The sequence below is a fragment of the Pseudomonas sp. NFR02 genome, assembly GCF_900119375.1.
Classification (GTDB): domain Bacteria; phylum Pseudomonadota; class Gammaproteobacteria; order Pseudomonadales; family Pseudomonadaceae; genus Aquipseudomonas; species Aquipseudomonas paracarnis.
Genome location: NZ_FPJJ01000011.1, coordinates 41,555 through 63,197 on the forward strand (window position 1 = coordinate 41,555; position 21,643 = coordinate 63,197).

Annotated in this window: 18 protein-coding genes; 5 read left to right on the forward strand and 13 right to left on the reverse strand. The window is 59.3% G+C overall.

Features of this window, described 5'->3' with window-relative positions:
* The first annotated feature begins 31 nt into the window (after positions 1–31).
* The gene (codA, locus tag BT199_RS25275) at positions 32–1,267 is read left to right on the forward strand and encodes a cytosine deaminase (protein ID WP_072435685.1); all 1,236 of its coding nucleotides are present in this window, start codon (positions 32–34) and stop codon (positions 1,265–1,267) included.
* A gap of 9 nt (positions 1,268–1,276) precedes the next feature.
* Here the strand turns inward: codA and BT199_RS25280 are convergent, their stop codons facing one another.
* The 5 genes from BT199_RS25280 to BT199_RS25300 form a co-directional block, all read right to left on the reverse strand.
* Positions 1,277–3,421, reverse strand: a complete 2,145-nt coding sequence (locus BT199_RS25280) for a lipase family protein (RefSeq protein ID WP_072435686.1) — start codon at positions 3,419–3,421, stop codon at positions 1,277–1,279.
* A 14-nt stretch (positions 3,422–3,435) separates the two neighbouring features.
* Positions 3,436–4,194, reverse strand: coding sequence for a hypothetical protein (locus tag BT199_RS25285; protein ID WP_256575754.1), 759 nt, complete (start codon positions 4,192–4,194; stop codon positions 3,436–3,438).
* Positions 4,195–4,207: 13 nt separating this feature from the next.
* Positions 4,208–5,044, reverse strand: coding sequence for a DUF4123 domain-containing protein (locus BT199_RS25290; RefSeq protein ID WP_072435688.1), 837 nt, complete (start codon positions 5,042–5,044; stop codon positions 4,208–4,210).
* The gene (gene tssI / locus BT199_RS25295; protein WP_072435689.1) at positions 5,044–6,939 is read right to left on the reverse strand and encodes a type VI secretion system tip protein TssI/VgrG; all 1,896 of its coding nucleotides are present in this window, start codon (positions 6,937–6,939) and stop codon (positions 5,044–5,046) included. The genes BT199_RS25290 and tssI overlap by 1 nt, the downstream gene beginning before the upstream one ends.
* Before the next feature lie 296 nt (positions 6,940–7,235).
* Positions 7,236–8,222, reverse strand: a complete 987-nt coding sequence (locus BT199_RS25300) for a hypothetical protein (RefSeq protein ID WP_020301889.1) — start codon at positions 8,220–8,222, stop codon at positions 7,236–7,238.
* Between the two features lie 350 nt (positions 8,223–8,572).
* Between BT199_RS25300 and BT199_RS25305 the strand changes: the two genes are divergently transcribed.
* Positions 8,573–9,724 carry an MFS transporter gene (locus BT199_RS25305; protein WP_014717858.1) on the forward strand — a complete coding sequence of 384 codons (1,152 nt, stop codon included), beginning with the start codon at positions 8,573–8,575 and terminating at the stop codon, positions 9,722–9,724.
* Between the two features lie 8 nt (positions 9,725–9,732).
* Here the strand turns inward: BT199_RS25305 and BT199_RS27580 are convergent, their stop codons facing one another.
* The 7 genes from BT199_RS27580 to BT199_RS25340 form a co-directional block, all read right to left on the reverse strand.
* Entirely contained in the window at positions 9,733–10,650 is a 918-nt protein-coding gene (locus tag BT199_RS27580) for a type III secretion protein (protein WP_256575751.1), read from the reverse strand.
* Positions 10,651–10,826: 176 nt separating this feature from the next.
* Complete coding sequence (locus BT199_RS27585; protein WP_020301887.1) at positions 10,827–10,994, reverse strand: hypothetical protein; 168 nt, start codon at positions 10,992–10,994, stop codon at positions 10,827–10,829.
* Positions 10,995–11,285: 291 nt separating this feature from the next.
* Positions 11,286–12,305: a type III secretion effector protein gene (locus tag BT199_RS27295; protein WP_175556225.1), complete on the reverse strand. Its 1,020-nt coding sequence runs from the start codon at positions 12,303–12,305 to the stop codon at positions 11,286–11,288.
* A gap of 234 nt (positions 12,306–12,539) precedes the next feature.
* On the reverse strand, positions 12,540–14,933 hold the full coding sequence (locus tag BT199_RS25325; protein WP_072435691.1) for a TonB-dependent siderophore receptor: 2,394 nt from the start codon (positions 14,931–14,933) through the stop codon (positions 12,540–12,542).
* Between the two features lie 97 nt (positions 14,934–15,030).
* Positions 15,031–15,981 (reverse strand): FecR family protein, encoded by a 951-nt coding sequence (locus tag BT199_RS25330; protein WP_072435692.1) that lies wholly within the window; start codon positions 15,979–15,981, stop codon positions 15,031–15,033.
* Positions 15,982–16,007: 26 nt separating this feature from the next.
* Positions 16,008–16,508 carry a sigma-70 family RNA polymerase sigma factor gene (locus BT199_RS25335; protein ID WP_014717852.1) on the reverse strand — a complete coding sequence of 167 codons (501 nt, stop codon included), beginning with the start codon at positions 16,506–16,508 and terminating at the stop codon, positions 16,008–16,010.
* Positions 16,509–16,587: 79 nt separating this feature from the next.
* Positions 16,588–16,989, reverse strand: coding sequence for a c-type cytochrome (locus BT199_RS25340; protein ID WP_020301884.1), 402 nt, complete (start codon positions 16,987–16,989; stop codon positions 16,588–16,590).
* Between the two features lie 147 nt (positions 16,990–17,136).
* On the opposite strand from BT199_RS25340, the gene BT199_RS25345 reads away from it, so the two are divergent.
* Genes BT199_RS25345 through BT199_RS25355 form a run of 3 tightly spaced genes read left to right on the forward strand, consistent with a single transcriptional unit; the run spans position 17,137 to position 20,655 of the window.
* On the forward strand, positions 17,137–17,937 hold the full coding sequence (locus BT199_RS25345; RefSeq protein WP_072435693.1) for a glucose 1-dehydrogenase: 801 nt from the start codon (positions 17,137–17,139) through the stop codon (positions 17,935–17,937).
* Positions 17,930–19,756, forward strand: a complete 1,827-nt coding sequence (locus tag BT199_RS25350) for a glycoside hydrolase family 15 protein (protein ID WP_019818710.1) — start codon at positions 17,930–17,932, stop codon at positions 19,754–19,756. The genes BT199_RS25345 and BT199_RS25350 overlap by 8 nt, the downstream gene beginning before the upstream one ends.
* The gene (locus BT199_RS25355) at positions 19,744–20,655 is read left to right on the forward strand and encodes an alpha/beta fold hydrolase (RefSeq protein ID WP_072435694.1); all 912 of its coding nucleotides are present in this window, start codon (positions 19,744–19,746) and stop codon (positions 20,653–20,655) included. The genes BT199_RS25350 and BT199_RS25355 overlap by 13 nt, the downstream gene beginning before the upstream one ends.
* On the opposite strand, the gene BT199_RS25360 is transcribed toward BT199_RS25355, so the two are convergent.
* Positions 20,641–21,609: a GlxA family transcriptional regulator gene (locus BT199_RS25360; protein ID WP_014717847.1), complete on the reverse strand. Its 969-nt coding sequence runs from the start codon at positions 21,607–21,609 to the stop codon at positions 20,641–20,643. The genes BT199_RS25355 and BT199_RS25360 overlap by 15 nt on opposite strands.
* Between the last annotated feature and the right edge of the window lie 34 nt (positions 21,610–21,643).

The following is a 21,643-nucleotide window of genomic DNA, read 5'->3' on the forward strand; positions in this document are numbered from 1 at the left end:
CTGATTGTTTTTAGCCAAGAGGAACTTGCCCATGCACATCATCAATGCCCGCCTGCGCAACCGTGAAGGCCTGCATGATCTGCACCTGGAACACGGCCGGATCGCCACCATCACTGCGCAAACGGGGGAGCCGGCGCTGATGGCCGGCGACTTGGACGCCGCCGGCAACCTGGTAGTACCACCCTTCGTCGAACCCCACATCCACCTCGACGCCACCCTCACCGCCGGCGAGCCGCGCTGGAACATGAGCGGTACGCTGTTTGAAGGCATCGAGTGCTGGGGCGAACGCAAGGCCACCATTACTCTGGAAGACACCAAGGCCCGGGCCAAAAAAACCATTCAAGCCCTCGCCGCCCATGGCATCCAGCATGTGCGTACCCATGTCGACGTCACCGACCCGGACCTCACCGCACTCAAGGCTCTGCTGGAGGTACGTGAAGAAAGCACGCACCTGATCGACCTGCAAATCGTCGCCTTCCCCCAGGAAGGCATCGAGTCATTCCGCAACGGCCGCGAATTGATGGAAGAAGCCATTCGCCTGGGTGCCGATGTGATCGGTGGCATCCCCCACTTCGAATACACCCGCGACCAAGGCGTGAGTTCGGTGAAGTTCCTCATGGACCTGGCCGAACGCACCGGCTGCCTGGTGGACGTGCACTGTGACGAAACCGACGACCCCCACTCGCGCTTTCTCGAAGTCCTCGCGGAAGAAACCCGCAGCCGCGACATGGGTGCCCGGGTCACCGCCAGCCATACCACCGCCATGGGCTCCTACGACAACGCCTACTGCGCCAAACTGTTTCGCCTGTTGGGGCATTCCGGCATCAGCTTTATCTCGTGCCCCACCGAAAGCATCCACCTGCAAGGCCGCTTCGACAACTTCCCGAAACGCCGCGGCGTCACCCGCGTCAACGAACTGCTTGATGCCGGCATGAACGTGTGTTTCGGCCAGGACTCCATCGTCGATCCCTGGTACCCGCTGGGTAACGGCAACATTCTGCGAGTACTGGAGGCCGGTCTGCACATTTGCCATATGCTCGGTTACCGCAATTTGCAAAACGCCCTGGACCTGGTCACCGACAACAGTGCCAAAGCCATGGCCCTGGGTGATCGTTATGGGTTGCAAGCAGGCCGCCCGGCTAACCTGTTGATCCTGTCGGCCGACAGCGACTACGAAGTCATACGTAGCCAGGGCTTGCCGCTGTACTCGATTCGCAACGGCAAGGTGCTGATGAAGCGGCAACCGGCGCAGGTAGAGTTTATGTAACCGCACGGGCTAGACGACTGAGTCGATGTCCAGCGTTTGCACCCGTGCCTGTTCGTCGTGGGCAGGCGGCGGGATGCTAGCGAATTGGGCCGGCTCACGATTCTCGCGGTGGCTGAACCAACGTTTGAGGCTCGATTGGAGATGTGCAGAACGGGCATGGCTGCCGTAGACATCGCGGGCTTCCAGGCGTCGCCAGCGCAGGCTTGCCAAGCGCTCACGACTGGTGTGCAACCGGTCGATCTCTGCGTTCAAGGCATCAGTAGGTTCATGGCTACGATCATTGGCAGGGCGCCGTAGCGCAAGTTCACGCCGCTTGGCCCGGAGTTGCTCGCGCATGTCTTCAAAGGCCCGGTCGAGCAGCTCGAACTCCCTCTGAGTCACCAACGCGCCCTCACTCTCCAGGGTTTGTTGCCAGCGGCGCAATGTCGCCCACGCCGCGGGGATGTAGCTGGTGGTCATGAAGTGCTGGTCGGCTTGGAACAGCTGCCTCAGCACATTATCGCGCTCGGGCATGTCGCCCTGCAGTTGCAATGCGCGGTTGCAACCCGCTTCTTGGAGGGATTCACAGCCAGGCTTCCATAACACCGAGGAGTGGCTGCCATCCGGGAGCGTGATCGGCATGAAGTGATATTGCTCGCCATGATGTCGATAAGGGTTACCACCCACCCGCACCAGCCCTGCGGCGAACAACAGGCCACCGGGCACGGGGTGGCTGAATAGCGTGATGGCCCCGGGAATCCAGAGCTTGGCGGTGGTGTTCATCCAGGACGCCGGGACACTGGGGACGGGGTCGTTGTGGTTGACGATACGATGGTGGATCAGGGAAGAGGCACCGGCGGTAAATTCAGAGTCGGCGGCGCGGGGGGCGCCGTAGGTGTAGAGGAGTGGGTCGTAATCTCGATCTGGCGTGCGACGTAGGGCCTCTGCCAATAAGAGTGCTATAGCCCCCCCAAGACTATGGCCACAAATGATAATTCGTTGGCCGCTGTGATATCGAAAAAGGTAACCCGATACAAAATTATGCATGGCCTGAAATGCCTGATAAAAACCTTGATGGGCTTTTCCAACGCCCTCGATGAATGGGACTTGATGGGCGTTTGCATCGCGTAGAACATCGGCACCACTAGCGGTGCCGCGTACAGCAATAAGCACCACTTCATCGTGATGACAAATGAATGCTTGAGTATCTGTTCCAAACTCTACATCGTTAAAAAAGTGTATCCGCTCCGGATGCTCGAGATCATGCGCATTGGCATTCTGCCCGTACAACTCTGGATCAAAAGGCAAAATCTCGAAACGACGGGAATAAGCTACGTCTTCATACAATGGATAAAATCGTTGCACTTGCTCTGAGTCAAACCTCCACGCCTCCCGGTGACATGACAAGCGTTCGGAAAACAAATTCCCGATACTTGGATGCCAAGGAAAGCTGACTTTATCCTTAGGTTCTGCTGAAGGATCTTGGCCAAACTCGCAATAGCTTAATGTTGCCATTAACGCCAGTTGGTACAGGTTCAATGCGCAAAATTGATCCTGTGTAGAAAGGATTGGCCGTAATGCTCTTAGAGGTCGCACCTGCAACATCGTGAATTTTTTCGGAAAGAGCACCAGCCCCTTGAAGGAAGACTCGGGAGGTCCAAAACCAAGGTCTGCCATCATCTTGAGTGCATGCCGCATTGGACGGTGAGCCTGTGACGACAGGGGCGGCAAGTGAGCGCTATGTCGAACCAGGTCACTCACTTCAACCTGATAAAAATGATCTGCATTTGGGCGTGCGGGATTTTTTTCGACAATCTGATCGTGGTTATCAAGAAAATGGGTTTGCTCGGCACGCACTTGCAACTCAGTGATAGGCAATGCATAGAATGAACGTGTCATGAGCGACTGATAGAGCGTTTCCCGACCTGAATAGCGCTCCTCCATCATCAGAATTACGGGACCACAGAAAAAGCCCTCCACTCGGGCAAAACCCTCCCCGTTCAACCGACCGTTGTATTGCTGACCAGCGACGTCACGCAGGGTGTAAGGCAGTCCCCCATAACTTTTTCCATTTCCCGTTTCATCGACTAAGCAGAAGGTCAACCAATCCCCACTCAATGAGCAAGCAGGCATCCTGTCGTTGAAAAACTGTTGCTTCCATGCAGCTTGTTCCATGAGGTTTCTCCTGATTAATCACAGGTCGGATAAATATTGCATAAACGCCCATCGGGCATTTTGAAAGCCTTGAAGTCAGAGACATTGCCGCGACAAAACGCAAATATGTCTTCCTGGCTTTCTCCCCTGCAACGCTTCCAGCCACCGACAACCTTTACCCAGTTGTCTCGCACTGCTGGTTGTTCTTCTTCCGTTAACGCCAGCACCATTCTCAGCGTCTTCCCACGCAATCCAGCACGGGACACATAACCGCCAGCACGAGCTTTCGTAAGCTGTCCGCTGGTGTTCAGCGAATTGCATTTAAGCCCCTTAATAAGGGCATGCTGGGGGCCAACAGTACGAAACAACCATTGACATTGCCCTGGGAGCTCTTGGACATAACTTTCTGACATCAATGACATTCCGTCCTCCCAACTATCTTGGATATAAACAGCGGCGTAATCCCGTCCGACATCCGACCAACGCCCTCCCCACTTTGCGTTAATCGCAAACACAAGTTTACGTAACATCAGCGAGCAGCCTTCCACCCGCTCTGTCATTGGCACCTCGAAACTCACTCTATTCGCTACGGGTTTGCTGGCAGCCTTGAATATTTTGAGATCCGCTCGCTTGCCATGTCTTCGAGGCAACTCGCACGTCTCGCCCGGCGCGGGGGTGTAGGAAGCATCGCCCACAAGGCCGAATTGCGCCGGCAAATCCACCTCCAATGTAAAACGCTCCACCGTCCTCCCCGTACACCCCGAAAGCCACGCAGCCGCAACAACCAGCAACACCCACCCTATCCAACTATTCACCTTTCCCTACCTCCCCGTGCCATTGCTCCACCACTCGTTCAAAATGCTCCCCTGGCGCCTCGCCAATCCTCGGTAACCAATGAATAACACTGTTGCCGGTCGACTCTGCCAACCGGCGCACCACCAAAAATTCGAGCTGCTCCGGCTCCCGCCATTGCCAGGTGCGCGCCTGTTCCAGTACCTGGGCCAGCCAAATCCTGGGGTCTTGGAATTCGACTAATGCCGCCAGGTCTTCACTGTGCTCAGCCAGCAGGTAGCGCAGGATATTAGCGTGCAGGATGGCTTCGGCCTGGGGGTTGGGTGTGTTGAGCCACGGCGGGGGCTCAGGCACAGGGTAGTCGCCCGGTGCAGGGTTTTCGTGGTGGCACCAACGGCCTTCGTGCCAATAGCACACGCTGATCAGTGGCCCGAGGTAGACCGGCCAATGCTCCTCGGCCAGATGGGCCAAGGCACGCGCCAGGGTGCGGTTGTCGTGAAAGCGATAAAGCGCCTGTTGGCCTTCTGGCCCCCGCAGCAGTCTCTCGCGCCAATGGCGCGCCACACCCACCAGGTCGCTGGCCGACAGGCTGGCGAGCCAGCCCCAGTTCGACTCGGGGTGTAGCAACAGGTCGGCCAAGGCAGGCTCATTCAGTTGTTCCAGTAACAGTATGAGCGGGCCTGTATTCGCCAACTCCGCCGCAGCGGTCTCGCTGTAGAGGTTGCAATAGTGCGACGGAGCACGATCTGCCATCAGGCGTTGGCGAGCCTCGTGGTTACCATCAAGCATCAGGCACAATGGGTGTCCGCTCTGCTGTTGTTGGGCCATCCAACAATGGAGCAAGCTGTCCATCAGGCCGCCCTCCCTGGGATATCGCACAGGCCTTCGCGGCAGCCTTCGCACAGAGGGCAAAAGTCGGCGCCCAGTTGCTTGGCCAAGTCCATGATGACGTTTTGCACGGCAGAGATTTGCGTGCCGGCAACCCCTGATGGGTTCACCGAACGGCTTGCAGACGGCGAACCGCCCAGAGTGATGGACCGGCTGCTGGAAATACTGCCGGCTCGCATCACCAGGTGTTCCCCGCCTGCCTTCAAGCTCAGATGTGCACCGGCCTCTATGATCAGGCTGGCGCCGGCCTTGAGATGAACCTGCTGCCCGGCTTCGATCAACAAGCTCTTGCCAACGCGAGTCACGCTATCGCCCTCTACCTCCAGGCGACTGTCATGCCCCACCCGTTGCTCCAGGTCACGCTGGGCACGCAGGTAGATGAGTTCTTCGCCGCGCCGGTCTTCCAAGTGCAACTCGTTGGCGCCTCCGCCGCCCGGCGAGCTGCGGCTACGCAGTACGCTGCGTGTCTTGTGCTGCGGCAAAGCGTACGCCGGCAAGTGCGATGCATTGGGCAGGCAACTGGTGACAAGGGGTTGGTCCGGGTCGCCCTCCAAAAAGCTCACCAGCACTTCCATGCCCACCCGTGGAATGACCATGGCGCCAAACCCATCACCCGCCCAACCGGACGCCACGCGCAGCCAACAACTGCTCGTCTCGTCGCCCTTGTCCGCGCGATCCCAATGAAAGCGCACCTTCACACGGCCATAGGCATCGCAGTGCACGTCCTCGCCGGCAGGCCCGGTTACCGTTGCGGTCTGGCTGCCACTGATCGTCGGTTTGGGGTGCTTGAGGGCAGGTCGATGCACTGCGCGCCAGGGGGTTGCAGTGAACCGGTTGCGATAGCCTTGGAACCCATTGGCATCAACGATCGACTCCTCCAGCACCTGCGGCTGGTAACCCTCATGACGCACCGAGGTCAGCAACCATAAGTCGTTGCAGGCTGGGTCCGGGTGATCGCACAGTTCAAGGAAGTGGCCACTGCATAGCGCCGGTTGATCGCTCTTGCCCAGCACTCGATGGCGATCACGCTGGTGACGCTCCAGGCTGCGTCGCGCCAGCTTCGCACCACGTGCATGGCTCGTAAAGCCAGCAGGGTAGCCATAGTCTTCCAAAGGATCCGCCGGCCCGGCACCGGCTTGGTCATGCAGGCGAAACGAAGGGTGCTCAAAGTCATAGTCACGACGTACGGTGCGCCGGCTGCGCGTGACCAGGCGCCGGTCGAAACGTTGGACGACCGGGGCCCCAAGCGATGGATCAGCCGAGGAACAATAACGCTGTACCGGCAACCGGCGAAACACCGTCTGGTCATCACCAAACACCAGCAGATGATTCTCTGCGCTGTGACGAAAGTGATAGTGAATGCCCTCCTCTTCACACAGCCGTTGGATGAAATGCAGGTCGGACTCCCTGTACTGCACGCAAAAGGCGCGTGGTGGATACACCACCGGCCCGAGCTCAAAGGCATAGGCGTCGGCGAAGATGCCGTGCTGTTCGAGGACCGCAACAATGATCTGCGGTACGCTGCGCTGCTGGAAAACCCGCTGGTCGCAACGATAGGCAAGGGATGCCAGACGTGGCGCCAGTGTCAGGTGATAAAGGGCGAGCCGCATACCGGGATCATCCCGACCGATGGCAAAGATTTGCCCATGCAAGCCCTGACCTGCTTCGCCCAAGTGCAGATAGGCGGGTTGATGAAGCAATGCCTCCAGGTCAAGGGAGGGGTCTTCGCTGACTAACTGCACCTGTATAAAGTAGGGCTGGTCGAGGGCTTCGCTGCCTTTGAATGCCACTATCTGAAAATCTGTCTTTATACCTGCAAGGACCAATTTGAAACGTGACGAAACAAACGCGTTAACCATCCTTTGTTACCCGTCTTCAACTTTTCGTTTGAACAGCTTTCCCTCGTCAACGCCATTTGGATTGAGAAAAAGCACCTGAATGCGCTAAAGCTTAGCGATTTCAGGCGACTTTCGGCCCTTCAGAAATAATAAAGAAGTTTCGTACAGCAAAGATGGAAGTGTCTTTTACAGAATATAAATACAGCCAAAAAATCATCTAATAATTAGAGGCAAACTCTGACTGCGGCTTGTACTCTCTTAACTGAGTTTTAAGGAAACGGCTGACGCTTATTTAAGGCATCAGTCATTTCCGATGTTCAGACTTTTAATTGCGCTGTCCCGAAAAGACTAACACTCAGCACGTCTCCTGATTCGATCTGCAAGCGCACTGGCGCCGTGCCACCCGGCATTACCACCGCTACGTCGCCCCCCTCAACCCAACCTGCTCGCCATGCCGCGCACGCCACTGCACTGGCGCTGGTCCCCGAGGACGCCGTAGGCCCCTCTCCTCGCTCAAATACGCGTGCGATGATTCGATTGCCAGCGTCTCGAGCAACCCATTGCAGGTTGACCCCACCGACACAGGGTTGGCCGCACCCTGCCGGCGGTGCAAAAGCGATGGCCTTCAACTGCTTGAAAAGTACCGACTGATGCATCGTGTCACAGCCTGGCAATGCCGAAACCTGCTCAACCAGCGTCACACAATGGGGGTTGCCAACCCGGACAAATTGACTGCTCCCCCATTGCGGATTGAGCGACGTCAAGGCTGCCACACGACTGAGTTCATGCCGCCCCACAGCCACCGGGCTCACGCCAACCGCCCCCACCGCCAAAGGGCCAAACTCGGGCCGGCCCAAGGCCAGCCAGAAGCCTGGCACCTGTTCATGCTCAGCCGGCTCGACACAGGTGATTACGGGCGATACCGCATCCGGCTTGTCGTGATACACCCGCAACTCGCTGCCATGGACCAGCAAACCCTGGTCGGTCAACGCTTGGGCAAAGATAGTCAGCCCATTACCACTGCGTTCGGCGAGAGAGCCGTCGGTATTGATGATCAGCAGATCAAACGGTGGCTGGGCCTGAAATGGCCCGACCAACAAACCATCGCAGCGATGCGCCTTGGCACCAGCAGGACGCGGCAACGAACCCCAACCACATTCCGACGCAATCGCCGATGCGGCCCACGCCTTACGCGTGCTCGCAGCCAAGCCGGCAGTGTCGGGCACGGCAATACCCTGGCGGCATAAATAGGCGGGGCTGACCACCCCATAGATATTGCCGCGCGCGTCGTAGAATCGGGTCATAACCACGCCAACCGGAAATTCTTCATCGGTTCGTCCGTTCACTTATCTACTATCGGGACAGCAGCGTATTACACAACGGCCGGTCTGTGGGAAGTGAGCTGGAAGGTGGTAATCCTCCACAAGAAACCTGGGGTTCAGCCACTCCTGCAGGGATTACACACCTTCCAGCCCACCTCCTACAGGCTCGATCATTTCTACGTGGTGACCGGCCACCAAAGCGTTCCGTGTTTGTAAAAAGAATTTGCCTCACGCCCCGTAACACCAACGGAACCCGATTCGCTCAAGAGGGCCTGATATGCAAGGATGTCGCGCCGGACATCGTTCGTTGAACGCCAAACCAAGGATTTTCCATGACTGCCATTCCCACTCCTGCCCCCGTGGTTCCCGGGCGACTGGAGCAGATGTCGACCCGCATCGCTTTTTTTATCGCAGGTTTTGGTATCGCCGCCTGGGCGCCGCTGGTGCCGTACGCCAAGGCGCGTGCGAATCTGAATGAAGGCACCCTTGGCCTGCTGCTGTTATGCCTGGGGGTGGGGTCGATCATCGCAATGCCGGCAGCGGGCGCGCTGGCCTCGCGTTACGGTTGCCGACGCGTGCTGAGCGCAGGGACACTGATGATCTGCCTGGCTCTGCCGATGCTGGCCACCGTCAGTTCCATCCCGTTGCTGATTGCCGGGTTGTTCCTGTTTGGCGCAGGCCTGGGCACCGTGGACTCCACCGTCAACCTGCAAGCGGTGATCGTTGAGCGCGCCAGTGGCAAAACCATGATGTCGGGTTTCCATGGTTTGTTCAGCCTGGGGGGCATTGTCGGCGCTGCGGGGGTTGCGGGGTTGCTGGGCCTGGGCCTGTCGCCATTGCAGGCGACCCTGGTGGTGGTGGTTATTACACTGGCGGCGCTGTTGAAGGCTGCACCGCACTTACTGCCTTATGGCAGTGAAAGTTCGGGGCCGGCATTTGCAGTGCCCCATGGTGTGGTGTTGTTTATCGGTTGCCTGTGTTTCATCGTGTTCCTGGCTGAAGGCGCCGTACTGGATTGGAGCGCTGTGTTCCTCAGCGCCGAGCGCGGCCTGGATGAGGCTTACGCCGGCCTGGGCTACGCGGCATTTGCCTTGACCATGACCGCTGGACGCCTGACCGGTGATGCGATTGTTCGACGCCTGGGCCCCACGCGGGTCATCGTGATGGGCGGCACGCTGGCCTGTGCCGGCTTGCTCCTCGCGACGCTATTGCCTGCGTGGGAAACTGCGCTGCTGGGGTATGCGCTGGTGGGGGCCGGGTGTTCGAATATCGTGCCGGTGCTGTACACCGCCGTGGGTAAGCAAACGGTAATGCCGGAGCATATTGCAGTGCCTGCCATCACCACATTGGGCTACGCCGGCATTCTCGCCGGCCCCGCCGTGATTGGTTTTATCGCCCACGGCAGCAGCTTGAGCACTGCCTTCATCCTGATCGCCGTATTGCTGGCGGCGGTGGCCATCAGCGGCAAAGTCCTCAAGGTGTAGCTTGCCTTTCAGCGTGCCTTGCGTGCGGCGTCTTGCTCATGCCAGCGTTCGAGGCTTTTGTTGCTGAGCCACCCCTCTTTGTGAGGCGGGCCAAATAGTCGTGTGCCATTGGCGCGCTCCAACGAAGGCAGCAAACCTGGACGCTCAATAATGTTCTTCGCGGTGTAGACACAGAGTTCGCTGTATTTGGACTGGGGCATGCCCGTGGACGCATCCAGCACCGGCGCGCCCTGCTGATCAACCTCATGCGGGTCCTGCATGACCTCCCGCAGCCTGGCTATTTCAACATACTGATGCGGTTCAAACAGGTAGGTTCGGTCCATGGCCTTGTCTCTCAACAGCGGAAACTGGCTTTGTAGCGCCTCCACCACCTGCGCATTGCCTTGCGCATGAAACGGGTCCTGACTGAACTCGGTTGCCGAGCTGTTCCCCTGCAACGCTTGGGCCGCCGCGCGGAGGCTGTCACGGGTGATATCGCCGTCACGACTGAAGATCGCGTCACTTAACCGCGGGCGCTTGAGCATTTCCCCGACGACCTGAATCACGCCGTCCAACGCCTCGCTTTCACCCATAGGATGAACGGCGATCCGCTGCAAAGACATCCACGTCAAGCGCCCATCATTCAGAAAGGAGTGCAGCAGGCCGAAGGATTTTTCCAGGGCCTTCGCCAGTTGGTTGTCCGTTGAGCTAGCACCCGGCGGGGTACCACTGGCCCGCCCAAGGGGAAAGTTCTGCAAGTCACGATGGCGTAGAGCGGACAATGTTCCGCGTAAAAGAAAAGGCTTGCGCGACCCCTCGCCCGACGTCGATGAAGGGGGCTGATGCCAGGCCTCAGGGTGGATGGCCGCTGATGACGTAGTTGAGTGTACGGCCGGCTTGTCGGGGGGCAGAGGCCGTCCGGAAGGTAATACACCCTCGATTGTCATGGGTTTTCTCCAACACTTTTCAGATGCATATCCGCAGGGTGATTTTTACCTTGATGGGCAAAATCAACGAATGGACTCTACCCAGGCAGGCACCTCATGTGTGGTTGGAGGAACTCGGCAGTTCCGAGTCAACGATACCTACCAATGACAATATGTAAAACCGTGGTCAGCCGCGGTTAACCCAGCTTGCGCCTACGCCACCAGCCTGCCAGGCAATTGATCAAGCCCGTGTCGTTCAACGAATCGGCGCCCTCCCCCCTGACCTGCGGGTCTGCCAGCATGCCCCGGGAAAAGTCGTCCGACACGGGCGCCTGGAATCTACGCTCGCCGGCATAAGCCTTCATACGCCGTGCTTCTGCCTCATATTCCGTCGACGCAAAAGGGAAGCTACGCGAGGGGCCGCGCTCCTTGGATACTGGTGGACTTGTACGTTGGGTACTGCGCAACAGGTCGATGGGACCGTTTGGGGAAGAATTAAACGAGGCTGAAGTCATATGTTTTCCCTCATTCAGAATCTGAAAAGCGGCGGGTCGAATTACAACCGCAAGTATCACCTCTGTGGCAAATGGGCGTAATTCGTTCCTTGAAACATATTGGACTGGCGCCGCCCCCGAGAGGCGGCGCCTGATGAGCGGTCAGCGGGACAACAAGTACAGCCCTGTACGGCTGATTTTCCCGTCGTCATCTTTACTGGCGCGGTTATCCATTTTTTCAAGCAGATCACTGCGCTTGAGTATTATTTCCTGGGATAACTGAATCAGATGGTCCTTGGCTGCGTCGCCGGTAAGTGGCTGGCGGGCCCACTTTTTCAGGTCGCGGATTTTAAGGCTTGAGCCCCCGCTCCCGTTTTTCAACTCGTCGAAATGCTCAAGCAGCTCACCGGCCAGTTCCTTGTCGGTCTTGTACTTGAAGTAGTTTTCTCCTTTGATTACCGCGTTCAGGCTGTGCCGGTCGATCAGGCCATCCAAAGCGCCCGTGGAACCGTGCCGGTCCAATGCGGCCATCAGTTCCGGACGTCGTAGCAGTTCATTGGCCAGGCGAATGTTCTCGTTCATGACGGGGTTGGGCGACCACCCTCTTTTTGCCATTGCAAGAATGCTGTCAACGCTAATGGAACCAGGGTTCTTCGGGTCTCTGAAGGCGTTGAAGTTATCGCGCAACTGCTGCGCCAGCTCTTCTCTATTTTTCAGCGAGTACTGCGGATCAGGCCTGCCGGGGGCGGGCGGATACGGCCGACCTGCAGTGGGGTCCGGCCTCGGTGGCGGATTACTCCCAATGGGGTTCGGCCTGGGTGGCGGGTTGCTGCAACCTGGGTTCGGCTTTGGCGGCGGATGCCCACAGCCAGGATGCATAGACGGCCGATGCCCGAAGAACCAATGACTGATCCAGTGCGGGAGTTGGCCCAGGAAATTCTGCATCGCCGGTGATCTGTGGTGATGTCCAGGCACTTCAGCTGCGGAGGTGGGTACCTGGGGGTTACCGAATACCGGCCCGGCTTTGTTGTCCCCCGATTGAAAATTCACATGGGCAGCATTCTGGCCCTTGAAGGAAGGTGCAGCCTGGCGCGTGTTTTTGACCTCGGCCTTGGCGCTGGCCTGTGAAAGGTCAGGCGTTGATGAAGCAGAGACGGGTGTATCCAACATCGATACCGACATAAGTTTCTCCATACAGTGGGCGATTTTCAGCTTGTCGCTCCAACGCAGTGTCGAAGCCCATCAGCTTTCCCATGTGTGGTTTTGCGTGGGAATCAGTTCCTGATCCAGCCATAATCTGTGCTGTGGTGATGTAGGAAACAGAGTGTGGTCTTGCAGCAATGAGTGCGCGGAGCGCTTTGCCCAGGCAAAAAAAATCGCCCCCCTGAGGTTGCGATTTTTCCCAGAGACGACAGATCAGAACCCGACGCTTGCCTGTACAAAGAACGTGCGAGGCTCACCCAGGTACAACCCTGCATTGTTGTCGCTAGAGCGTGTGTAATGCTGCTGGTCGAAGACATTTTTCACGCCCACGCCCAGCTTCAGGTTCGACAACTGCGCGCCAAAGTCATAACCGCTGCGCACGTTGACCGAGACATACCCAGGGATATCACCGTATTGGCCATCCGCGGTGCCTTGGGTGATGTAGGTGGTTCCGGTGCCTGGCGCCCGTTGGCCGGACTGGGCATAGACGTCCAGGTTGTGGGTCCAGTGGTTGACGTCGTAGCGCAAGCCCAGGGTCGCCACTTGGCGGGAATACAGTGGCAGGTCGCGGCCCTTGAACGGCACATCACCTTCGGAGGTGGCCTTGGTGTAGGTGAAACCCGCGTTGGCGGTCAGGCCGTCGAGGCGCGGGTCGAGGTTGGACAGGTCGTAATGGGCCGATGCTTCGATGCCGCTGTGCTTGGTGGCGCCGAGGTTGGTCCAGCCCACGTCATTGCTGACGTATTGCAGTTCATCCGAGAAGTCGATGTAGAACAGCGTCACTTCGCCGCCCCAGACGCTGTCGTGGTAGCGCGTACCGACCTCGTAGGTCTTGGCCTTTTCCGGGTTCAGGCCGTTGGCCGTCTGGTCGCCGGTACCGCCCTGGCCCAGTTGGAAATACTGCAGGCTGCCGAAGGAGGTTTCGTAGTTGGCGAACAGTTTCCAGGCGTCAGACACGTGGTACATCACGCTCAGCGCCGGCAGCGGTTCGTTGTTGTGGACCTCGCGGCGTTTTTCCTCGGTACGCTTGCCGTTCAGGGCCACGACTGGGCGGTCATGCCATTCGGTACGGATATCTTCAAAGCGAATGCCCGGGGTGATGGTCCATTTGCCAATATCGATTTTGTTATCGATATAGAAGGCGTTGGCTTCAGTGCCCCCCGTGCGGTCCTGATACACGTGACCGTCGCTCTGCCCGCCCGGCGTCGGTACGTTGTTGACCAGGTTCAGGCTGGTGGCCTCCTCGTGCATGCCTTCTTTGAGGTAGCGATAGCCCACGCTGACTTCCTGGGTACTGGGCCCCAGGTCAAACACATGGGACACACGCGGCTCGATGCCGAAGGTGTAGTAGGTGCGCGGGTAGGAACTGAGGGTCTTGAGGTCGCGGTTGGCAATGTTGCTGCCACGGAAACTGTCGGAATAGTAAGTCAGCACTTCGGCCTGGGTGCGGTCGTCGATCTGGCGGATGTACTTGAAGGAGATGTCCTTGCGGCGCCCGCTGAAGTTGTCCCAGTCACGCACCGATTGGTACGGGTTGGCATCGAACTGCTTCTGGGTCAGGCCGCCGGGCATATCGGCGCTGGCATCGTAATAGTGGAAGTTCAGCGAGAAATCGTCTTGATCGGTCGGCGCCCAGTGGGTCTTGAAGATCACATCATCGATGTCGTTGCCGTTGTTGCTGTTGCGGTAACCGTTGCCATTGACTCCGGAGTACAGCAGCGCGGCACCGATACCGTTGTCGGCCGTGCCGCCGATAAAGGCGTTTTCCACATGCTTCCAGCCCCCGTGGGCAGACGTTTGCAGGGTGGTGCCGACTTCCCCGGAGAAGTCTTGCGGGATCGCACGGGTTACGAAGTTGATCACGCCGCCGACGTTCTGTGGCCCATAACGCACCGAACCCGCGCCACGGACAACGTCGATACTTTCCAGGTTACCGGCAGAAATTGGCGCCATCGACAGCTGTGGCTGGCCGTAGGGAGCGAACGCAGCCGGTACGCCGTCAATCAGCACGGTGGAGCGCGGCGACAAGCGTGACGTCAGCCCGCGCACACCGACGTTGAGGGAAATATCACTGCCGCCGGTGCCGTTGGATTCCTGCACTTGCACGCCAGGCACACGGCGCAGCACATCACCGACGTTCATCGCGCCCTGCTCTACCATGGCCTCGCGGCGAATAACCGTGCGCGCACCGGGGTGGTTCTGCACCACTTCGGCATCGGCGTCGGCAAGCCAGTCGCCCACCACTTTGATATCGGTGACCCCCAGTTCCAGCGGTGAGCCCGCTTCACCGGTGCCGCTGCGCACCGGACGCAAGGTCACGGAGCCGGCGTCAATCTGGTAATCCAGGCCACTGCCTTGCAGTAATTGCCGCAGGGCTTGTTCGGGCGAGAGGTTGCCATCGACCGCGGGAGCTTGCTTGCCAGCCACCATATCGGGGCTGAAGAACACTTGCAGCGAGGTCTGCTGGCCCAATTGGCTCAAGGCTGCGCCGAGGGATTGGGCACGAATGTGGATGCCCTCGGCAGCCTGTGCGGTACTGATGGCAACGGCCAGGGCCAAGGGCGCCCAGCGGGAAATTTTATTGTTGTGAAGAGCAAGTTTTTTCACGTCGAACCTAGTCCTGTGATCGCAAGCATGCGCAGCCGTTAATGCAAACCAGTTGCAGTTGTACGAGAAGACGAAGAACTCGAAAAAAACCTGAACGTCAGCGTGAAATAATTTCCTGGCTACCGTCCGGCAAAGTGCGCAAGGCGACCGGCAGGATGTGGGGCAAGGCCTTGAGCAAAGCGTCGGTGTCGCTGGATTTGAAGACGCTGGTCAAGCGCAGGTTGCCCACCGCTGCCGTGCTGACCCGCAGCGGTTGCTCGCGGTAGCGCGACACTTCCCGCGCCACGTCTACCAGGGTGGCGTTGTTGAACACTAGTTTACCGCTGCGCCACGCGGTCAGTTCTTCAGGGTTCACCGCGTAGGCCGCCGCCACTTGGCCTTGGGGATCGACATGGGTGCCACGCCCGGCGGTGAGCGTGACGATGTGATCGGATGCCCGGCCCTGCACCTTGACCGTGCCGGCTTCGACCGCCACGCGGGTCTGGTCTGCCTCCCGACGTACATCAAAGCGCGTGCCGGTGACGGTCACCTGCCCTGCCCCGGCTGCGACCACAAACGGGCGTTCGGCGTCATGTTGCACGCTGAACATCGCCTCGCCCTGCTTGAGCTCTACGCCCCGACGGCTCTTTTCGTAGCGAACCGCGACCACGCTGCGGCTGTTGAGGTCCATCACGGAACCGTCAGGCAAGGTCACCTGACGATGCTCGCCTAACCGCGTGCTGAATTCGGCATTGTAGGGCTTTGGCTGCCCCAGACCGCTGTACGCACCCAGGCCCACTGCAACGGCGACCACACTGGCGGCCACGGCATAACGCAGCAGCGCACGCCGTCCAAGGCGCTCGGTTGGCGCATCGCCCAGCGCCTGCAAGTGGGCCTTGGGCAGCAAATCCGTCGCACTCCATAGCCCTTGCAGCACATCGATTTCGTACTGATGCGCGGGCTGCGACCTGCGCCAGGCATCGAAACGTTGACGTTCCTGGGCGCTCAATGGGCCGTCTTGCAGGCGTACAAACCACTGCGCGGCCTCATCACGGACACGGTTATCCATCGTGGAATATCCTGTTTCAAAGCCGGTCATGGCGCGCTCGCATCCAGACGATCACGCAGATGCCGCAAGGTGCGGATCATATACTTTTCCACCATGTTTTTAGACAGCCCCAGGCGTGTGGCGATTTCCTGCTGGGTGAGCCCTTCGATCTTCTGCCAGATAAAAATCCTGCGACAGTTGAGCGGCAATTCGGCCAGCGCCCGCTCGATGGCGTCGGCCAATTGGATCGCGTGCATGTAATGTTCCGGGTCGCTACTGTGCGGCGTACTGTGATCAACCACCTGCAGCGTCAACGTCTCGCGACGGTCTTCGCGGCGGTAGGCGTCCACCGCAATATTGCGCGCGGTTTGATGCAGGTAGGCGCGCGGTTGCGCCACCTCGCAGGCAGCGGACTCAAGCACACGCACGAAGGTGTCGTGCGCCAGGTCTTCGGCTTGCTGACGGTTTCTCAGGCGGCGTGTCCAGGTGCCGATCAACTCTTCGTAGTGCTCGAAAAAGCCTGTTCTGCGGGGCGGCTGAGGAGTCATCGCGAGAGCACTGGGGAGGCGGGGCGTGAATAGTAATGCTTCCTATTAAGTGGGGCAATTGCTGCTCATCGCCCACCCGCTATTTGTTTGAAATGACCTCACTCATGTATTGATGCAAATCGCGAAAGTCTTTAACACTCCAGGCATGTGGCGCGATCTTTACGCCATTGTCTTGCAGCGTCTTGGGGATCAGGTTGCCATTGGGGCGAAGAATGACCGAGGAGACAATAACGCCAGGATATTCATGGAGTCGTTTCTTGAAGGCGGCGGTTGTCAGGTCGGGGGTTGGCGGATTGCTTTTTTTAGCCAATGGCCCCGTGCCTTTGATATCGGACCCATGGCATACAGCACAGCGCTGTAGATACAGCGTTTTACCATTGCTGTTATCGGCAAGGCACAGGGCTGTTTGAGTCAGTGATAAAACGGCCAAGACGCCGCTGACTAACAGTTTGATCAATCTGGTATCGGCCCGCGCCTGCATTCCATCGCTTCCTGTATTGCCCTTTGTTTTCAGCATCATACGATAAAGTCGCGCTTTTACCCGCGCTGGGCGTAAACGCGAGGGGGTGAACTTCCGCTCCCCGCCGCCAGTCAGCAAGAAGGACTCTCATAAAACGGTGGGTGGGCGATGCAGATTTCCTTGCAGCAACAAGTGGCCCTGGTCACCGGGGCCAGTTCCGGCATTGGCGCGGGCGCGGCCAAAGCCTTGGCCGCAGCGGGCGCCGCGGTGGTGCTTAACTACAACTCCCAGGCGGCACCGGCTGAGGCTCTCGCCGCGCAGATCAATGCCAACGGCGGCCGAGCGCTTGCGATTGGCGGCGATGTGTCCAAGGAGGCCGATGTCGAACGCCTGTTCGCCCAAACCCTCGACGCCTTCGGCCATCTGGATATTCTGGTGGCCAACTCCGGCCTGCAAAAAGATGCCAATCTGGTCGACATGACCCTTGAGGATTGGAACACGGTGATTGGCGTCAACCTCACCGGGCAGTTCCTGTGCGCTAGGGCGGCGGTGCGTATCTTCAATCGCCAGGGCGTTCGCGAAGGTGTGTCACGGGCGGCCGGCAAAATCATCCATATGAGTTCGGTGCATCAAGTCATCCCCTGGGCCGGGCATGTGAATTACGCCGCGTCCAAGGGCGGCGTGGAGATGCTGATGCGCACCCTCGCCCAGGAAGTCAGCGAACAGCGCATCCGTATCAATGGCATTGCGCCAGGGGCGATTCGCACGGCGATCAACCGCGCGGCCACCGAAGGCGCGGCAGAACAAGAGCTGCTTAAATTGATTCCCTATGGTCGTGTCGGTGACGTCCAAGACGTGGCCAACGCCGTGGTGTGGCTGGCCAGCGATGCCTCTGATTATGTGGTTGGCAGCACCTTGTTCATCGATGGCGGTATGAGCCTCTACCCGGAGTTTCGTGGCAATGGTTGATTTCAAGAACGAACCTCAAAGCGCCATTGATGCCCACGGGATCATTGGCGACATGCGCAGCGCGGCACTGGTGAACGACCGCGGCAGCATCGACTTCTTCTGCTGGCCGGAATTTGACAGCCCGTCGGTGTTTTGCGCATTGCTCGACACGCCCGAGGCCGGCACATTTCAGCTTACCCCGGACCTGCCCAACGCCCGCCGCGAGCAGATCTACCTGCCCGACACCAACGTGCTGCAGACCCGCTGGCTGAGCGATGAAGCGGTGGTGGAGATCACCGACCTGCTGACCGTCAGCGAAAACGTCGATGAACTGCCTTTGCTGATCAGGCGGGTACGGGTGGTCAGTGGCAAGGCGACTATCCACTTAAGCTGCGCCGTGCGCCACGACTATGCCCGGGCCGCTACCGAGGCGAAGGCCGAGGCTGCCAGTGTCGTGTTCACCGCCAACGGCCAACCCGGCCTGCGCCTGACCGGCAGCCAGTCGCTGACCCTCCAAGACAACACCGCCATCGCCACCTTTACCCTCGCCCAGGATGAAGGCGCCGAATTTGTCCTCGGTGGCCAGGAGGATGCGCGCGTCACCAACGACTGTACTGACCTCTACCTGGAGCGCACCTTGAAGTTCTGGCGCGGTTGGATCAGCCAGTCCAACTACCGCGGGCGCTGGCGCGAGATGGTCAACCGCTCGGCACTGGCGCTGAAACTGCTGACCTCGCGCAAACACGGCGCCATTATCGCCGCGGCCACGTTCGGGCTGCCGGAAACGCCCGGCGGCGAACGCAACTGGGACTACCGCTATACCTGGATCCGCGATGCGTCGTTCACCGTCTATGCGTTCATGCGCCTGGGTTTCGTCGAGGAAGCCAACGCCTATATGCGCTGGCTCAGGGGTCGGGTCAGCGACTGCTGCGGCCAGCCGACCAAGATCAACATCCTGTACGGCATCGACGGTCGCCAGGAACTGCCGGAAACCACCCTCGACCACTTGAGCGGCCACGGCGGCGCCCAACCGGTACGGGTGGGCAATGAGGCGTTCGATCAGATCCAGCTGGATATCTATGGCGAACTGATGGACGCGGTCTATCTGGTGAACAAGTACGGCGAAGCCATCTCCCACCAAGGCTGGAAACACACGGTGGAAGTGGTCGACCAAGTGTGTGAGATCTGGAACCGCAAAGACGTAGGCATCTGGGAAATGCGCGGTGAGCAGCACCACTTCCTGCATTCACGCCTGATGTGCTGGGTGGCCCTGGACCGTGCCATTCGCCTGGCCTCCAAACGTTCGCTGCCGGCCCCGTTCGCACGCTGGGACCAGACGCGCCAGGCGATCTACGCCGACATCTGGAGCAACTTCTGGAACGAAGAACGCGGGCATTTCGTCCAGCATATCGGCAGTACGGCGCTGGACGGCTCGATGCTGTTGATGCCGCTGGTGCGCTTCGTTGCAGCCACCGACCCGCGCTGGCTGGCGACGCTGGAAGCGATCCAGAAAAGCCTGGTGCGCGACGGCATGGTCTACCGCTACCGCAATGACGACAGCCAGATCGATGGGCTGCAAGGCGTCGAAGGCGCGTTTGCCGCCTGCTCGTTCTGGTACGTCGAATGCCTCGCGCGCGCCGGGCAAGTCGAAAAAGCCCATCTGGAGTTCGAGCAGTTGCTGCGTTACGCCAACCCGCTGGGGTTGTACGCCGAAGAGTTCGACAGCCAGGCCCGGCACTTGGGTAACACGCCCCAGGCCTTGAGCCACTTGGCATTGATCAGTGCGGCAACGTTCCTGGACCGCAAACTCAGCGGGGAGAAAACCGTATGGCAACCGTGACGTCCCCTGCCCCGCTGCTGTATGTGCGCACAACTCTACTTGATGTGGCTTACGAAACCCACGGCCCCATCGATGGCGAACCGGTGATCCTGTTGCATGGCTTCCCTTACGACCCACGGGGCTACGACGACATCGCGCCGGTGCTGGCTGAACGTGGTTATCGGGTATTGGTCCCGTATTTACGCGGTTATGGCCCGACGCGATTTATCAACACGCAAGTGATGCGCTCCGGCCAACAGGCGGCGCTGGCCAAGGATTTGCTCGACTTCATGAATGCATTGTCGATCCCGCAAGCCACCCTCGCCGGCTTTGACTGGGGTGGGCGCGCCGCCTGTATTGTCGCGGCGCTATGGCCACAGCGGGTGCGCGGGCTGGTGACCGGCGATGGCTACAACATCCAGGCCATCAGCCAGTCGCTCAAACCCCGGCCGCCTGAGACAGAGCACCGGCTCTGGTATCAGTACTACTTTCACACCCAGCGCGGGGTCGACGGCTTGACGGCCAACCGGCGTGAACTCTGCCAATTGCTCTGGACGCTGTGGTCACCGTCCTGGGCCGAAGGGCCAAGCCGCTACGCCCTGACCGCGCCGTCGTTTGATAACCCGGATTTTGTCGAGGTGGTGATTCATTCCTATCGCCATCGCTTTATGTATGCGCCGGGTGATCCCGCGCTGGAATACATCGAGCAGGCGCTGGTGCCCCAACCGGCGATATCGGTACCGAGCATTTCGTTGTGTGGGGCCGATGACGGTGTGGGCCCGCCGCCGCTTGTGGATGACGATGTGGAGCACTTCAGCGGCTTTTATCGCCGGCAGGTGTTGCCCGGCGTGGGTCATAATGTTTTCCAGGAAGCGCCGCAGGTCACGCTTGAAGCACTGCTGGAACTACTGGAGCGGTGAAAAACGCTCTCGATAAGCCTGGGGCGTCACTGACAAGGCCCGCAGAAAGCTGCGGCGCAAAGTCTCTTCACAGCCAAAACCGCATTGCATGGCGATACGTTTGATGGAGGTCGTGCTGTCTGCCAGTTGCCGGCGTGCGTTTTCGACGCGAATCAGTTCCACGGCCCGCGCCGGTGTTTGGCCAGTCTCGGTGCGGTAATGGCGTACAAAGCTGCGCTCGCTCATGCCAGCCTGGGCTGCCAGGGTGGCGATGCTCAAATCCAGCGTCAGGTTATCGGCGATCCAGGCATGCAGCTCGGCGAAGCGGCTGTCGCTCTTTTGCAGGGATAACGTCACGCTGAATTGCGACTGACCGCCAGGGCGCTTGAGGAACACCACCAAGTGGCGCGCCACCTCCAGGGCAATCGCACGCCCCAGGTCATCCTCTACCAGGGCCAGGCACAGGTCGATCCCGGCGGTCACGCCAGCAGACGTCCACACCGCGCCCTGCTGGATGAAAATCGGATTGGCCTCCACCGTGAGTGCAGGGAACTTGCGCGCCAGTTCTTCACAGCGCGTCCAGTGCGTGGCCACGCGGCAACCATCAAGCAGACCACTGGCGGCCAGCAGAAAAGCCCCGGTGCAGACCGAGGCCATGCGCCGGGTGTGCAGGGATTTATCACGCACCCATTGCACCAGCGTCGGGTCCTCGGCAACACCGTACACACCCCAGCCACCGGCGATCACCAGCGTGTCGCAGGGCTGGTCAATGGCGGGCAGCGGCTCGGCCAGCAGCGCCAGGCCGGCCGACGTCATTACCGGCCCAGCCTGAGTAGCAATGACGTTGACCGCGTAGGGCAATGGCAAACCACGTTGGCGCGCGAGATCGTTAGCCGATGCGAACACTTGTAGAGGCCCGGTGACATCGAGCACCTGGGCATTCTCAAACGCGAGTACATGAATAATTTTTGGCATGATTGGCGAGATTAGTGGGCTCAATGGCGTATTC